Here is a 15,307-nt window from a genome sequence, read left to right as displayed (position 1 = left end):
GATGTGAAGGTAGGAAATTTCCTTCACGGGTGCTCCTGGAGAGTGCCGACAGCTTAAGCTGCAGGCCTTGCGCGCTGGCACCTCCATGTCCTTCTAGAGCAAACGCTCTGTTCAGCCTGCGAAGCTTGAAACTAGCCGCTTTTGCCGCTTTCGCAAATTTTTCACAAGAATTTTGAGTTTTATCAGTTTCTTTTCTAGTTGCCGTACTGCTGCTAATTTTGAGAGAAGGGCTGCATAGACAAAGCAGTTATTAGTGCTATAGGTTTAACCCGCGTCTACAGTATAAGTAACAACATTTATATGGCCCGCAAAGCGGTTACAAATGCATGACAGGGCTTGAAAAAAGGGAGGCTCATGAGCGAACCGGGACAGAAGCTGCGCCTGGGCGCGCTGATCGCGCTGGTGGTCGGCTCGATGATCGGTGGCGGGATCTTCTCGCTGCCGCAGAACATGGCCGCGCGCGCCGATGTGGGGGCTGTGTTGATCGGCTGGGGGATCACCGCGGTTGGCATGCTGGCCCTGGCCTTCGTGTTCCAGACCTTGGCCAACCGCAAGCCCGAGCTGGACTCAGGGGTGTACGCTTATGCCAAGGCCGGTTTCGGCGAGTACATGGGCTTTTCCTCGGCCTGGGGCTACTGGATCAGTGCCTGGCTGGGTAACGTTGGTTATTTCGTACTGCTGTTCAGCACCCTGGGCTTCTACTTTCCCGTTTTCGGCGAAGGCAACACGCCCATTGCCATCGGCTGCGCCTCGCTGTTGCTGTGGTCTGTGCATTTCCTGGTGCTGCGAGGCATCAAGGAAGCCGCGTTCATCAACCAGGTGACCACGGTAGCCAAGGTGGTGCCGCTGTTGATCTTTGTAGTGATCGCGGCATTCGCCTTCCGCGCCGATATCTTCACCCGGGATATCTGGGGCCTCAGCAACCCGCAGTTCGGCAGCGTGCTGGAGCAGGTGCGCAACATGATGCTGGTGACCGTGTTCGTATTCATCGGCATCGAGGGCGCCAGCGTGTATTCCGGGCGCGCCGAGCGTCGTTCTGACGTGGGTAAGGCCACGGTCATCGGCTTTCTCGGTGTACTGGCGCTGCTGGTGCTGGTCAACGTGTTGTCGCTGGGGGTGATGACCCAGCCGGAGTTGGCCGGGCTGCAGAACCCCTCGCTGGCCTCGGTGCTGGAGCATATTGTCGGCCCCTGGGGCGCCTTGCTGATCAGTCTCGGCCTGGCAGTCTCGCTGCTCGGCGCCTTGCTTTCGTGGGCGCTGCTGTGTGCCGAGATCCTGTTTGCCACGGCGCGGGACAAGACCATGCCGCGCTTTCTAGCCAAGGAAAACGCCAACCATGTGCCAGCCAACGCCCTTTGGCTGACCAACTGCATGATCCAGGGGTTCCTGCTGATTACGCTGTTCTCGGCCGGTACCTACACCAGCCTCATCTACCTGGCCTCGTCGATGATCCTGGTGCCCTACCTGTGGTCGGCGGCCTATGCCGTGCTGCTGGCGGTGCGCGCAGAAACCTATGCCGGGCAGCCGGGGTTGCGGCGCAAGGACTTGCTGGTGGCGCTGGTTGCCTTGCTGTATGCCGTGTGGCTGCTGTATGCGGGCGGGCTCAAGTACCTGTTGCTGTCGGCGCTGCTGTACGCCCCAGGTGTGATCCTGTTCGCCAGGGCCAAGCATGAGCAAGGCCAGACCCTGTTCACTAGCTGGGAAAAGCTGATTTTCGCCGCTGTGCTGGTGGGCGCTGCGCTGGCGGCCTACGCCTTGTATTCAGGGCTGCTGAGCTTGTGATGGGGCGGGGCAGGCGTGCTCCGGGCGCGACCAGATCCACAGGTTGCCCAGGGTCATGCCGGCGATAGCCAGGAACACTGGCCAGTGGTGTTCAAGGAAGGTCAGCATCAGCCCGGCGCACAGCAGCATGCTGAGGGTCGCGCTGACCTTGGCCCGGCGCTGGATCACCTTGCCGTTGCGCCAGTTGTACAGGATCGGCCCGAACAACCGGTGGTTCTCCAGCCAGGCCGAAAGGCGCGGTGAGCTGCGCGTGGCGGCCCAGGCGGCCAGCAGGATGAACTCGGTGGTCGGCAAGCCGGGAATCACGATGGCGACCAGGCCCACCCCGAGGCTCACGTAAGCCAGGATTCCATACAACAGGCGGGCGAGTTTCGAGCGGGCTGGTTGGGTCATGTTCTCACTGCATAAAACGGTTCGGCCACCGGAGGGGTGGCCGGCTACGGCGTATCAAACCAGCGCGGCATCCGCGGCATAGGCGTGCTTGAGCAGCTCGGTGAAACGCTCGAAAGCGGCAACCGCGCCGCGCTCGGCAGCGGCTTCATCGATGGCCGAGAGTTCCAGCCCATCAAGGATGCGGGTGAACTGCTTCCAGCCTTCGGCACGGCCACCGGCTGGCTCGCCCAAGTGGCGGGCACCGAAGCTGTCGGACAGTTCCAGGGCCACGGCACGCTTGATCAGAAACGCAGCGCCCAGTTTGGAGCCTTCGGAGACGAAGATCCAGCCCATTGCCTCGCCCAGGCTTGGGTTGCCCACGGCACCTGGCACGGCGGCCGGCACTTCGGTGTCGAGGTCAGCGAGGTCGAGACGGGCCTGGTCTGCGCGGCAGCGCTCGGCCAGGTCGGGGACGATGGCGATCAGTTGTGGGTCGTTGTACAGCGCCTGCAACTCGGATTGGAACAGGTACTGGGCAACGACAAAACGGGCGAAGCTTTCGCGGCTGTCGAAGGGCGCGTGGGATTTGACCAGGGCATCCAGCTCGGCGTGCGGGGCGTGGGTGATCTGGTTCAGGCGCTGGGAGCGCAGGGCTGGGCGTTCGGTCATGGGGCAGTCCTTGGAAAAAGGGGCGTCTAGATACAAGACGAAACAGCGGGGGCGGGACAGTAAAAAAAGCCAGTATTTGTGTTGCCTGTACCGGCCTCTTCGCGGGTGAACCCGCTCCCACAGGAACATCACAGGGCCCAAGGCCTGCGCAATACCTGTGGGAGCGGGTTTACCCGCGAAGAGGCCGGTACAGGCGTGAGGGATCAGATATCCCAAACCACATTGATACCGAAGTTGCGCCCTGGCATGGTCAAGCGGTCGATGTTGGCTGGCTGGGTCACAGCTGCCTCACCCTGGCCGTCGTAGCTGCGTACCGAATCCCACTGCCAGTATTTCTTGTCGGTGAGGTTGTACAGGCCGGCGTTGATGGTCACGTCGTCGGTAACCTTGTAGAAGCCGGTCAGGTCCAGCACGCCGTAGCCCGGGGTGCGGAACTTCGAGCTCGAACCGTCGGGGGAGTAGAAGCTGGAGTCGTCGACACGGGTCTTGCGCTTGACCAGTGTCCAGCTCAGCAGGCCGCCGTAGTTCTGCTGCTCGTAACCCAGGCCGAATACGCCCTTCAGCGGGTTGACGCTGTTCAGCGGTTCACCGGTGTCATCGTTACGACCATAGGTGTAGGCAATCGAGCCCTGGGTATAGAGGCCCTGCGGTGCGCCGAAGTGGTCCAGGTTCAGGCGGCCCTTGACCTCGGCACCCTTGATGGTGGCGTGCTTGATGTTGTTGGCCTGGAAGGTCTGTTCCAGGTTGGCGCTTTGCACGGCGTCTTCGTCGATGAAGTCGCGGTACTTGTTGTAGAACACCGCCACGTCGAAGTTACCCGCGTCGAAGTTGCCACGCAGGCCGGTTTCGTAGCTTTTGCTCTTTTCCGGTTCCAGGCCGGGGTTGCCTTCTACGCGGTAACCTTCCTCAAGGTTGACGAATTTTCCGTACATGGCCTTGGCGGTCGGGGTGCGGAAGCCTTCGGCGTACTGGCCATACCAGGTGTAGTTGTCGTTGAAGGCGTAGGTCACGCCGAGCTTGGGCGACACACGGTGCCACTTCTTGTCCGAGTCGTCCTGGGAGGTGGGTGCCGTGCCGGTGGACTCCAGGCCGCGCAGGAATTCGTCGGTGAACTTGGGTTCCATGCGCGTGTAGTCGTAGCGCGCACCGGGCATGAAGGTCCAGTTGTTCCAGCGGATTTCATCCTGCACGAACAGGCTGTAGGTGTTTACGGTCGGGTCCGGGAAGTCGCTGACCAGAACCTGGCCGTCTGCCGGGCGTTCGGCGCCAGCGGCGGAGCAACCGGAGCCCACGGTCAGGCAGGTGCCGGTGCCGCTGCGGGACCCGGTGATTTTCTCGTGCTTGATCGTGGTGCCATAGGTCAGCAGATGGTCGGTGGCGCCGATGCTGAAGGCCTTGTCCAGCTGGGCGTCGAACACCCACTGGCGGTCCTTGTAGGTGGTGTCGCGGGTACGCAGCACCTGGCGGCCAGGCGGTGCGTAGACTTCTTCGGTGTGCTGGTCGGTCTTGGCGATCTGGTAGTTCAGGCTCCACTTGACGTGGTCGGCGACCAGCGAATCCAGGCCGAACTCATGGTTGATGCCAAAGCGCTCGCGGGTGATGGTGTCGTTGCCATTGCGCGCCTTGTAGTAGCCCGTGCCGCCAAAGCCCGGAATGAACGGCCCGCCCACCGCGCTGAGGATGTTCTGGTCGCGGTCATCCTTGTAGCGTTCGTAGGTGAAGCCCAGGCGCGCGTCATCGGCGTAGTTCCAGCCCAGCTTGGCCAGCACGTTGGTGGTGCGCACATCCATTGGATTGGCTTCGGTGCGCGACAGGCCGGCACCGCTGTGGCTGCCGTGGGTTTCAGTCTCGTGGCCGTTGCGCTGGCTCAGGTGCAGCAGGCCATCGAAATCACCCTCGCGGCCGGCGACGGTGGCGGAGGTCAGCCAGCTTTCGTCAGCCGAGCTGTAACCGGTTTTCAGGCGTGCACCCACGTCTTTGCCAGGCTTGATGATGTCGTCCGGGTCGAGGGTGAAGTAGCTGACCGCGCCGCCGATGGCGTTGCTGCCGTACAGCACCGAGGCCGGGCCGCGGAGGATTTCCACGCGCTTGACGATTTCTGGGTCGACGTAGTTGCGTTGGGTCTGGGCATAGGGGCCGTAGAAGAAGCTATCCGGGATCGATACGCCGTCAACCTGGGTGAGGATCCGCTCGCCGTCGATACCCCGGATGTTGTAGCCGTTCAGGCCGCTGCGCTGGCCGGTACCTGCCACCGACACCCCCGGCTCGTAACGCACCAGGTCCTGGATGTTGTTGACGTTTTGCCGGTCCAGTTGCTCGCGGGTCTGCACGCTGACCGTGCTCGGCACCTGGCTGACGTCCTGGGCGCTACGGGTGGCGCTGACGGTCACCTGCTGCAAAGCGATCACGTTACCGACGGTCTGGCGCTCAAGAACCACGTTGCCGTTGCTGATCTTGCGAAAGCTCAGGCCCGTTCCATGCAGCAGGCGCTTGAGTGCGGCATCTGGCGGCAGCGAACCCTGTACCCCAGGCGAGGCCACGCCGTCGGCCAGCTCGGCGCTGAAGCCGACCTGCCAGCCGGTGACCTGGCTGAAGGCGTTGATCGCCGACACCAGGGGCTGCTGGCCGATGCTGAAGCGATAGTCGCCCATGCGCGGGCTGCTGGCCTGGGCCGGCTCGGCGGCCAGCGCCGGGAGGCTGCAGGCACCGCTGGCAAGCAGGGCCAGGGTCAATAGGGACAGTTGCCCTGTACGGCGGGGAAGGGTGGACGAGCGGGTAGGACCAGTGGACATCGGAAGCGCTCCCAGACGCGCGGACTGTTATAGGTGATGACTGTTCTCGTTTTCAAACAAGAATCAGTTGCATTGGCTATAACGAGACGAGCGGGGTAGCACGACCGCGTAAAAATAATTTCAGGGTCAGTTCAGAATGACCAGCGCCGGGTACTCATGCAGCTGTGCCGAGGTGATGTGGGCCAGCGCGCGCAGGGTTTCCAGCGGCTGGTCGAGGCGGTAGTTTCCGGTGACGGCAACGTCTTCCAGCTGTGCATTGCGGTTGATGATCCAGCCTGGGTAGTAACGCCGCACTTCGGCCAGCACCTGGCTCAAAGGGCAGTTCTCGAACACCAGGCGGCCATCGATCCAGGCCAGGTCCTTTTGCATGTCGGGGCGCTGGCGCTGGCCAAAGCCTTGCGGGCCGACGCTGATGCTGTCGCCGGCACTCAGGCGGATACGCTGGTCACGTGCGCCTTGCAGGTCGACATCGCCGCGTTGCACCCGCACCTGGGCCTCGCCGTCGAGGTAGCGCACGGCAAAATCGGTGTCGCGCACCTGGGCGCGCACAGGCCCTGCCTGCACCTCCAGCGGCAACAGCGCGCCCTCCGGTACCTGGAAGTACGCCTCGCCTTGTAACAGGCGGGCGACCTGGCGGCCGTCCCGGCGGTCGTTGGCAAAGGCCGAATTGGTGTTGAGCAGCACTTTTGCGCCGTCGTCCAGTTGCAGGCGCTGGCGCTCGCCCACCACGGTCAGGTGATCCGCCTGCAGGCGCATGGGCAGGTTACCGACGGTGAACAGCCCCACCAGCAGCACCGCGGCGGTGGCCAGGGGTTTCCAGTGGCTGCGCAGGCGCCCACGCCATGAGCGGCGTTGCTGCTGGTGCATCTGCGTGGCCGCCTGGTGCAACGGCGTACCGTTCCACAATGCCTCTGCCTCGACATAGGCCTCGGCGTTCTCCGGCGCGGCGCTCAGCCAGGCTTCAAAGGCCTGGGTGTCTGCGGCATCTGCGCATTGCAGGCGTACCAGCCAGTCCAGCGCCTCGTCCATGGCACGAGCACGGGCACTGGGCCCGGCAGGTGACGGGCGAGGGGCAGGGCTGTCGGTCACGGTGAATCCTTGAATGGTTTTTGCGAATGATCAAGGCTAAGGCGGGGTGTGGCAAGGGCTTTGCGTTGCCGTTCGCCTGCGCTCAGCTCACTTGAGGCGCTCGGCAACACCCATGCAGATCGCCATGATCAGTTTCAATTCCTTTTGTACCGTGCTGGGCGAAACACTCAGTTGTTCGGCAATTTCCAGGTAGGTGGCGCCATGCAGGCGGCTGAGGATGAAAATGCGTTGCTGGCGCTCGCTTAGCTGATTGAGGCTGATGCTCAGGTGCTTGAGCAACTGCTCGGCATGGGCGGCATCCTCGCTGCTGGTGGCGGGGGCGGCCACGCTGTGCAGCACTTCGTCGGGCACATCGTCGACCAGCATGCGCGCCTGCACCCGGCGTGCGCGCAGGTGGTCCAGCGCCAGGTTGCGCGCGGTCTGGAACACGAACGGCTCGATGTGCTCGATGGGCCGCTCGCCCAGGGCGCGGGATACCCGCAGGTAGGTTTCCTGCAGCAGGTCTTCGGCCGTGCTGGGGTTGCCGACCATGCGCTGCAGGGTACGCAGCAGGGTAAGGCGCTGGACGAGGAAGACGGAGTTGAACCGGGACTGACTCACGGGGAAACCTGGCCGACGAAAGGTTAATGATAATGCTTATCATCTGTGTCGTAGGTCAAGTGGTGAAATGTTAGGAAAAGGTAAAGATTGTGAGAGCTCCGTCGCTGCGCGGTCCCTTGTAGGAGCGGCCTTGTGTCGCGATGGGCTGCGCAGCAGCCCCGAAATCTCGGCTCCAGCACCAATTGTCGGGGCCGCCTTGCGGCCCATCGCGACACAAGGCCGCTCCTACAGGGCGTGTGTCAAATCTTAGCGGGCGTTGCTCAGCGCCAAGCAGTTATCCAGCATCCGGTTGCTGAACCCCCACTCGTTGTCATACCAGGCCAGCACCTTGAGCATGCGCCCATTGGCCCGGGTATGGTTGGCATCGAAAATGGACGACAGCGGGTTGTGGTTGAAATCGCAGGAAACCAATGGCAAGGCGTTGTAGCCCAATACCTTGGAATGCTTGCTGGCTTCAAGGAACAGCTGGTTGACCTGCTCGGCGGTGGCCTCGCGCTTGAGGTTGACGGTGAGGTCCACCAGCGACACGTTGATGACCGGTACCCGCACCGCCATGCCGGTCAACTTGCCGGCCAGCTCTGGCAGCACCAGGCCGACGGCCTCGGCGGCGCCAGTCTTGCTCGGGATCATCGACTGGGTGGCCGAACGCGCGCGATATGGGTCGCTGTGGTACATGTCGGTCAGCACCTGGTCATTGGTGTAGGCGTGAATGGTGGTCATCAGGCCTTGTTCGATGCCGAACTCGCGGTGCAGCACCTGGGCGATCGGCGCCAGGCAGTTGGTGGTGCAGGAGGCATTGGAAATGACCTGGTGCGAGGCCCGCAGGATGTCGTGGTTGACCCCGTACACCACGGTGGCATCGGCACCCTTGGCGGGTGCCGAGACAATCACCTTGCCCGCCCCGGCGGCCAGGTGTGCAGCGGCCTTGGCGCGGTCGGTGAATAGCCCGGTGCACTCGAACACCACGTCGATCGCCTCGGCCTTCCAGGGCAGCTCGGCCGGGTTGCGGATGGCACTGACCGCGATACGGTCACCATTGACCGTCAGGCTCTCGTGGTCGGCCTCGACACTGGCGTCGAAGGTGCCGTGCACACTGTCGTACTTGAGCAGGTGGGCATTCATGGCGCTGTCGCCCAGGTCGTTGATGGCGACGACCTGCAGGTCCTGGCGGTAGCCTTGGGTATACAGTGCGCGCAGGACGTTGCGCCCGATGCGGCCGAATCCATTGATGGCGATGCGAAGGGTCATGGCAGTACCTCTGGCAGTCCGAGTGAAACCTGTGGCACAAAGGAGCTTCACTGAAACGGTTTTGTTGTTGGAATTACAAGATTATTCACTGGCCGATAGAAAACAAGCCTTTTTAGTGGCAGTATTTTGTTTAAACATACAACGAGTGGTTGGGCGACGTGCCTCCACCGATGCAGCGGGCTCCTCACCTTGAGCCTAGGCCGCAATCGTTTGGAGGGGAAATGCCCGGTAAACCGCCCTTACAATTAGCCTGGAGTCCAGTACATGCATCCGCGCATCCTTGAGGTCACCCAGCGGCTGGTCGAACGCAGCCGTGCCACCCGCGAACGTTACCTGCAGCTGATTCGCGGCGCGGCCAGTGAAGGCCCCATGCGTGCCAGCCTGCAGTGCGCCAACTTCGCCCACGGCGTGGCCGGTTGCGGCAGCGAAGACAAGCAGACGCTGCGCCTGATGAACGCGGCCAACGTGGCTATCGTCTCGGCCTACAACGACATGTTGTCCGCCCACCAGCCATACCTGCATTTCCCCGAGCAAATCAAGCAGGCCCTGCGTGAGGTCGGCTCGGTCGGCCAGTTCGCCGGTGGCGTGCCGGCCATGTGCGACGGTGTGACCCAAGGCGAGCCGGGCATGGAACTGGCCATCGCCAGCCGCGAAGTGATCGCCATGTCCACGGCTGTCGCGCTGTCGCACAACATGTTCGACGCCGCGCTGATGCTGGGCATATGCGACAAGATCGTTCCTGGCCTGATGATGGGCGCGCTGCGTTTCGGCCACTTGCCGACCATTTTCGTACCGGGTGGGCCAATGGTGTCCGGCATTTCCAACAAGCAGAAGGCCGACGTGCGCCAGCGCTATGCCGAAGGCAAGGCCAGCCGTGAGGAACTGCTGGAGTCGGAGATGAATTCCTACCACAGCCCAGGCACCTGCACCTTCTACGGCACCGCCAATACCAACCAACTGGTGATGGAGGTAATGGGCCTGCACCTGCCGGGCGCTTCGTTCGTCAACCCGTACACACCGCTGCGCGACGCACTCACCGCCGAGGCTGCGCAGCAGGTGACACGCATGACCAAGGCCAGTGGCAGCTTCATGCCGCTGGGTGAAATCGTCGACGAAAAAGCGTTGGTCAACTCCATCGTCGCCCTGCACGCTACCGGCGGCTCGACCAACCACACCCTGCACATTCCAGCGATTGCCCAGGCTGCGGGTATCCAGCTGACCTGGCAGGACATGGCCGACCTTTCCGAAGTGGTGCCGACCCTGTCGCACGTCTACCCCAACGGCAAGGCCGACATCAACCACTTCCAGGCGGCTGGTGGCATGGCCTTCCTGATCCGCGAGCTGCTCGACGCCGGGCTGCTGCACGAGGATGTCAATACCGTGGCCGGCCACGGCTTGCGTCGCTACACCCAGGAACCGTTCCTCGACAACGGCAAGCTGGTGTGGCGCGAAGGGCCGCAGCAAAGCCTGGACGAGAGCATCCTGCGCCCGGTGGCGCGGCCGTTCTCCGCCGAAGGCGGCCTGCGGGTGATGGAGGGCAACCTGGGCCGTGGCGTGATGAAAGTGTCCGCCGTCGCCGCCGAACATCAGGTGGTCGAGGCCCCGGCGCGGGTGTTCCAGGACCAGCAGTCGCTGGCCGATGCGTTCAAGGCCGGTGAGCTTGAGCGTGACTTTGTCGCCGTGGTGCGCTTCCAGGGGCCACGTTGCAACGGCATGCCAGAGCTGCACAAGCTAACGCCATTCCTCGGTGTGCTGCAGGACCGTGGCTACAAGGTAGCGCTGGTTACAGACGGGCGTATGTCCGGTGCCTCGGGCAAGATCCCGGCGGCTATCCACGTTTGCCCCGAGGCTTACGACGGCGGCCCGCTGGCGCGTGTGCGCGATGGTGATATCGTGCGGGTCGATGGTGTCGAAGGTACCTTGCGGGTCATGGTCTCGGCCGAAGAGTTGGCCAGCCGCGATCTGCCGCCGGCGCCCCAGGGCAATGACCTGGGTTGCGGGCGCGAGCTGTTCGGCTTCATGCGCATGGCGTTCAGCCCGGCAGAGCAGGGCGCGAGTGCGTTCACTTCGGCCCTGGAGAACCTCAAATGAAAGACCTGCTGGTTGGCGACATCGGCGGCACCAATGCCCGTTTTGCGTTGTGGCGTGACAACCAGCTGCATGATGTGAAGGTTTTCGCCACTGCAGACTACACCAGCCCGGAGCAGGCCATCGAGGCTTACCTCGAAGGCCAGGGCATCGCCCGCGGTGGATTGGCGGCGGTATGCCTGGCGGTAGCTGGGCCGGTCGATGGCGACGAATTCCGCTTCACCAACAACCATTGGCGTCTGAGCCGCACCGCCTTCTGCAAGACCTTGCAGGTCGATCAGCTGTTGCTGATCAACGATTTCACTGCCATGGCGCTGGGCATGACTCGCCTGCGCGAAGGGGAGTTCCGCGAAGTGTGCCCCGGCCAGGCCGACCCTTCGCGGCCGGCGCTGGTGATCGGGCCAGGGACAGGCCTGGGTGTGGGCTCGCTGCTGCGCCTTGGTGAGCAGCACTGGCAAGCCCTGCCAGGTGAAGGCGGGCATGTTGACCTGCCGGTGGGCAATGCCCGCGAAGCGGCGATCCACCAACACATCCATGGGCAGATCGGCCATGTCAGCGCCGAGACCGTGCTCAGTGGGGGTGGCCTGGTGCGGTTATACCAGGCGATCTGCGCACTGGACGGCGACACCCCCAGGCACAAGACCCCGGCGCAGGTCACCGATGCCGCACTGGGCGGCGAGCCTCGAGCGCTGGCGGTGGTCGAGCAGTTCTGCCGGTTTCTTGGGCGCGTGGCGGGTAACAATGTGCTGACGCTGGGCGCGCGAGGTGGGGTCTATATCGTCGGCGGCGTGATTCCGCGCTTTGCCGAGTTGTTCCTGCGTAGCGGGTTTGCCGCCAGTTTTGCCGACAAGGGTTGTATGAGTGGTTATTTTGCTGGCGTGCCGGTGTGGCTGGTGACGGCCGAGTTTTCCGGGTTGCTGGGGGCCGGGGTGGCCTTGCAGCAGGCTTTGGGTCATAGCTAGGCGTAAGGGGGCCGCTGCGCGGCCCATCGCGACGCAAGGCCGCTCCTACAGGGATCGCGCAGTGTGTAGGAGCGGCCTTGTGTCGCGATGGGCTGCAAAGCAGCCCCAGAAGGCAACACCCAACAGCAGGCAAAAGATCTGCAAACAACAAGAGGAAGGACCACCTTGAGCACTGCCGGCAAATCGATCCTGATGGTCGACGACGACCAGGAAATCCGCGAACTGCTGCAAACCTACCTGAGTCGCTCCGGCTTTCAGGTGCATGCCGAAGCCGACGGCAAAGGCTTTCGCCGTGCGCTGGAAAGCACGCCCTGCGACCTGGTCATCCTCGATGTCATGCTGCCCGACGAAGACGGCTTCAGCCTGTGCCGCTGGGTACGCCAGCACCCGCGCCAGGCGCGCGTGCCGATCATCATGCTCACCGCCAGCTCCGACGAGGCCGACCGGGTCATTGGCCTGGAACTGGGCGCCGACGACTACCTGGGCAAACCGTTCAGCCCCCGTGAACTGCAAGCGCGAATCAAGGCCCTGCTGCGTCGCGCCGAATTCGGCCAGGCGGCGCCGGGCAGTGCGGTGCTGGCCTTCGATGACTGGCGCCTGGACACGGTCAGCCACCGCCTGTTCCATCACGACGGTGAAGAGGTGATTCTTTCTGGCGCCGACTTTGCCCTGCTCAAGCTGTTTCTCGACCATCCGCAGCAGATTCTCGACCGCGACACCATCGGCAACGCCACCCGTGGTCGCGAGCCGATGCCGCTGGACCGCATCGTCGACATGGCGGTCAGCCGCTTGCGCCAGCGTCTGCGTGATACCGACAAGCCACCCCGGCTGATCCGCACGGTACGCGGCAGTGGCTACCTGTTGGCGGCGCATGTCTGCAGTGCGCCCTGAGCGGCGCTGGCGCCTGCTGCCGCGCTCATTGCTGGGGCGTATGCTGCTGCTGACCTTGTTGGTTGTGCTGCTGGCCCAGGGCCTGTCGAGCATCATCTGGGTTGCCCAACTGCGGGCCAGCCAGTTGCAGGGCCTGCGCGCCAGTGCCAGCAGCCTGGCCCACTCGATGAGCGCCAGTGTCAGTTACTTCCGCTCGCTGCCGGTGGCCTATCGGCCGATGGTGCTCGACCAGTTGCGCAGCATGGGTGGCACGCGCTTTTTCGTGTCGCTCAACGCCAAGCCGCTGGACATGCCGGTATTGCCCATTACCCCACGCAAGCAGGCGGTGATCGATGTGTTCCAGCAGGTGCTGCACGAGCGCCTGGGGTCGCAGATGGACATCTCCGTGGAGTTCGTCGCCCCCGACGACCTGCGTATCTTCAACAGCGGCCTTAAGCTAGACGAGCTGCCACGTTCTTGGGCGCATTACTCGTTGACCCTGGAGCCGCTCAACCCGCCGGTGCTGGTGACGCAGATTCGCCTGGGCGAGGGTGAGTGGCTGTACATCGCTTCGCTGCTGCCTGAACCCTATACCAGCCTGGAGGCCGAGCGCCTGCCACGGCAGCAGATCGGTTTCATCGTACTCACCACGGCCTTGCTGTTGTTGTTCATCGGCCTGCTGGTGCACTGGCAGAGCTGGCCGCTCAAGCGCCTGGCGCGGGCCGCACGGGAGATGTCGCTGGGCGCCGATGTGGCGCCGGTGGCGGAAGGCGGGGGTAGCGAAGTGGTCGAGGTTAGCCGGGCATTCAACAGCATGCGTGAGCGCATCAGCCGCTACCTGACCGAACGCAGCCAGCTGTTCAGCGCCATCTCCCATGACTTGCGCACGCCAATCACCCGCCTGCGCCTGCGTGTCGAACTGCTGGAGGACGAGCGCCTGCAGGCCAAGTTCAGCCAGGACCTGGACGAACTGGAGCTGCTGGTCAAAGGCGCCTTGCAGTGCGTTAAGGACACCGATATCCACGAGAATATAGAGCCGGTCGACCTCAATCAGGTGCTGGAGATTCTGGCAGAGCCGTATCTGCGTGATGGCCGTATCACGGTCGACGGCCGGGCGCTGGCGCCTTACCCAGGCAAGCCGCTGGCGTTGCGACGCTGCATCGGCAACCTGATCGACAACGCCATCAAGTATGGCGAGCGGGCGCGGCTGCGCATCATCGACAGTGCCGAGGGCTTTGTGCTGCAGGTGGACGACCAGGGGCCGGGCGTACCGCAGCAGCAGCTGGAGCAGGTGTTCGAGCCGCATTTCCGGCTGGCAGGGCAGCAGCAGGGCTATGGGCTGGGGTTGGGGATTGCACGCAATATCGCCCACAGCCATGGGGGCGAGGTGAGTTTGCTGAATCTGCGAGAGGGTGGGTTGCGGGTGACGTTGTACCTGCCACGGGGCGTGGAGTGAAACGCTGCGTTACCTGTACCGGCAATGTAACCAAACGATGACATTCATGCATCGCTTCGTTACCCGGCGCGGCGGGCGTGCTGTTTAGACTCCATGCAACGCAAGCGATCGACTTGCACGGCATAACAACAAGAAAGGTGTTTCGATGAATTCCACGCTCCGTCTCGCTGCCGCAATCTCCCTGGCTTCCTTACTCCCGCTCAGTGCCCAGGCTGCCGAACCCAAAGGCAGTGTCGAGGTGGTGCACTGGTGGACCTCCGGTGGTGAAAAGGCGGCCGTCGATGTGCTCAAGGCCCAGGTCGAGAAAGACGGCTTCACGTGGAAGGATGGCGCTGTCGCCGGCGGTGGCGGCGCCACGGCCATGACCGTGCTCAAGAGCCGCGCCGTAGCGGGCAACCCGCCGGGTGTCGCACAAATCAAAGGGCCAGATATCCAGGACTGGGCGGCCACCGGTTTGCTCGACGGCGAAGTGCTCAAGGATGTGGCCAAGCAAGAGCAGTGGGACACCTTGCTCGACAAGAAGGTCGCTGACAACGTGAAGTATGACGGTGACTATGTTGCCGTACCGGTAAACATCCACCGTACCAACTGGCTCTGGATCAACCCAGAAGTCTTCAAGAAGGCCGGCATCGACAAGGCGCCGGCCACGCTCGATGAATTCTATGCCGCTGCCGACAAGCTCAAGGCCGCTGGCTTCATCCCGCTCGCCCATGGCGGCCAACCGTGGCAGGACAGCACCGTGTTTGAAAGCGTGGTGCTCTCGGTGATGGGCGCGCAGGGTTACAAAAAGGCCATGGTCGACCTCGACAATGCGGCCCTGACCGGCCCGGACATGGTCAAGGCGCTGGCCGAGCTGAAAAAGGTCGCCAACTACATGGACCCGGATGGCAAAGGCCAGGACTGGAACCTGGAGGCGGCCAAGGTCATCAACGGTAAGGCCGGCATGCAGATCATGGGCGACTGGGCCAAGAGCGAATGGACCTTGGCGAAGAAGACCGCCGGCAAGGACTACCAGTGCGTGCCGTTCCCGGGTACCGACAAGGCCTTCCTCTACAACATCGATTCGCTGGTGGTGTTCAAGCAGAACAACGCAGGCACTTCTGCCGGCCAGCAGGACATTGCCCGCAAGGTGATGGGTGAGGACTTCCAGAAAGTCTTCAGCACCAACAAAGGGTCGATCCCGGTGCGCAACGACATGCTGGCCGACATGGCCAAGTATGGCTTCGATGCTTGCGCGCAGCGCTCTGCCAGTGACTTCCTGGCCGATGCCAAGAATGGCGGCCTGCAGCCGAGCATGGCGCACAACATGGCCACCACGCTGGCCGTGCAGGGTGCGTTCTTCGATGTAGTGACCAACTACATCAACGATCCCAAGGCCG

General features: G+C 63.1%; 12 protein-coding genes. 6 read left to right on the top strand and 6 right to left on the bottom strand.

What is annotated here, in order from left to right; translation table 11 throughout:
- The first annotated feature begins 354 nt into the window (after positions 1-354).
- Complete coding sequence (arcD, locus tag APH42_RS12760) at positions 355-1,782, top strand: arginine-ornithine antiporter (RefSeq protein WP_012270696.1); 1,428 nt, start codon at positions 355-357, stop codon at positions 1,780-1,782.
- Here arcD and APH42_RS12755 read toward each other — a convergent pair.
- The 6 genes from APH42_RS12755 to gap form a co-directional block, all read right to left on the bottom strand.
- Positions 1,762-2,175, bottom strand: coding sequence for a YbaN family protein (locus APH42_RS12755; protein WP_012270697.1), 414 nt, complete (start codon positions 2,173-2,175; stop codon positions 1,762-1,764). The two genes, arcD and APH42_RS12755, sit on opposite strands and share 21 nt — an antisense overlap.
- A 54-nt stretch (positions 2,176-2,229) precedes the next feature.
- Positions 2,230-2,823, bottom strand: coding sequence for a biliverdin-producing heme oxygenase (locus APH42_RS12750; protein ID WP_060493428.1), 594 nt, complete (start codon positions 2,821-2,823; stop codon positions 2,230-2,232).
- Between the two features lie 203 nt (positions 2,824-3,026).
- Positions 3,027-5,615, bottom strand: coding sequence for a TonB-dependent receptor (locus APH42_RS12745; RefSeq protein ID WP_060493427.1), 2,589 nt, complete (start codon positions 5,613-5,615; stop codon positions 3,027-3,029).
- Between the two features lie 126 nt (positions 5,616-5,741).
- Entirely contained in the window at positions 5,742-6,704 is a 963-nt protein-coding gene (locus tag APH42_RS12740; protein WP_012270700.1) for a FecR domain-containing protein, read from the bottom strand.
- A gap of 87 nt (positions 6,705-6,791) precedes the next feature.
- Complete coding sequence (locus APH42_RS12735) at positions 6,792-7,304, bottom strand: RNA polymerase sigma factor (RefSeq protein WP_012270701.1); 513 nt, start codon at positions 7,302-7,304, stop codon at positions 6,792-6,794.
- Between the two features lie 246 nt (positions 7,305-7,550).
- On the bottom strand, positions 7,551-8,552 hold the full coding sequence (gap, locus tag APH42_RS12730) for a type I glyceraldehyde-3-phosphate dehydrogenase (RefSeq protein WP_012270702.1): 1,002 nt from the start codon (positions 8,550-8,552) through the stop codon (positions 7,551-7,553).
- Positions 8,553-8,816: 264 nt separating this feature from the next.
- Here gap and edd point away from each other — a divergent pair, with 264 nt between their 5' ends.
- The 5 genes from edd to APH42_RS12705 form a co-directional block, all read left to right on the top strand.
- The gene (gene edd / locus APH42_RS12725) at positions 8,817-10,643 is read left to right on the top strand and encodes a phosphogluconate dehydratase (RefSeq protein WP_060493426.1); all 1,827 of its coding nucleotides are present in this window, start codon (positions 8,817-8,819) and stop codon (positions 10,641-10,643) included.
- Entirely contained in the window at positions 10,640-11,602 is a 963-nt protein-coding gene (locus tag APH42_RS12720) for a glucokinase (RefSeq protein WP_060493425.1), read from the top strand. The genes edd and APH42_RS12720 overlap by 4 nt, the downstream gene beginning before the upstream one ends.
- 165 nt (positions 11,603-11,767) lie before the next feature.
- Entirely contained in the window at positions 11,768-12,493 is a 726-nt protein-coding gene (gene gltR, locus APH42_RS12715) for a two-component system response regulator GltR (protein WP_012270705.1), read from the top strand.
- Positions 12,474-13,928 (top strand): ATP-binding protein, encoded by a 1,455-nt coding sequence (locus APH42_RS12710; RefSeq protein ID WP_060493424.1) that lies wholly within the window; start codon positions 12,474-12,476, stop codon positions 13,926-13,928. Before gltR ends, APH42_RS12710 begins: the two co-directional genes overlap by 20 nt.
- A 145-nt stretch (positions 13,929-14,073) precedes the next feature.
- Positions 14,074-15,307 (top strand): ABC transporter substrate-binding protein (locus APH42_RS12705; RefSeq protein ID WP_060493423.1); only part of this gene is annotated, 1,234 nt, incomplete at its 3' end.

Source organism: Pseudomonas sp. NBRC 111140 (assembly GCF_001320885.1).
In the GTDB taxonomy this organism is placed as follows: Bacteria; Pseudomonadota; Gammaproteobacteria; order Pseudomonadales; family Pseudomonadaceae; genus Aquipseudomonas; species Aquipseudomonas putida_P.
The sequence above is the reverse complement of the archived record's forward strand: the minus strand, read 5'-3'. Positions and strand labels throughout refer to the sequence as shown.

Coding starts and splice junctions, on each gene's coding strand:
- arcD (WP_012270696.1), top strand. CDS start 355: ATGAGCGAACCGGGACAGAAGCTGCGCCTGGGCGCGCTGATCGCGCTG.
- APH42_RS12755 (WP_012270697.1), bottom strand. CDS start 2,175: ATGACCCAACCAGCCCGCTCGAAACTCGCCCGCCTGTTGTATGGAATC.
- APH42_RS12750 (WP_060493428.1), bottom strand. CDS start 2,823: ATGACCGAACGCCCAGCCCTGCGCTCCCAGCGCCTGAACCAGATCACC.
- APH42_RS12745 (WP_060493427.1), bottom strand. CDS start 5,615: ATGTCCACTGGTCCTACCCGCTCGTCCACCCTTCCCCGCCGTACAGGG.
- gap (WP_012270702.1), bottom strand. CDS start 8,552: ATGACCCTTCGCATCGCCATCAATGGATTCGGCCGCATCGGGCGCAAC.
- edd (WP_060493426.1), top strand. CDS start 8,817: ATGCATCCGCGCATCCTTGAGGTCACCCAGCGGCTGGTCGAACGCAGC.
- APH42_RS12720 (WP_060493425.1), top strand. CDS start 10,640: ATGAAAGACCTGCTGGTTGGCGACATCGGCGGCACCAATGCCCGTTTT.
- APH42_RS12710 (WP_060493424.1), top strand. CDS start 12,474: ATGTCTGCAGTGCGCCCTGAGCGGCGCTGGCGCCTGCTGCCGCGCTCA.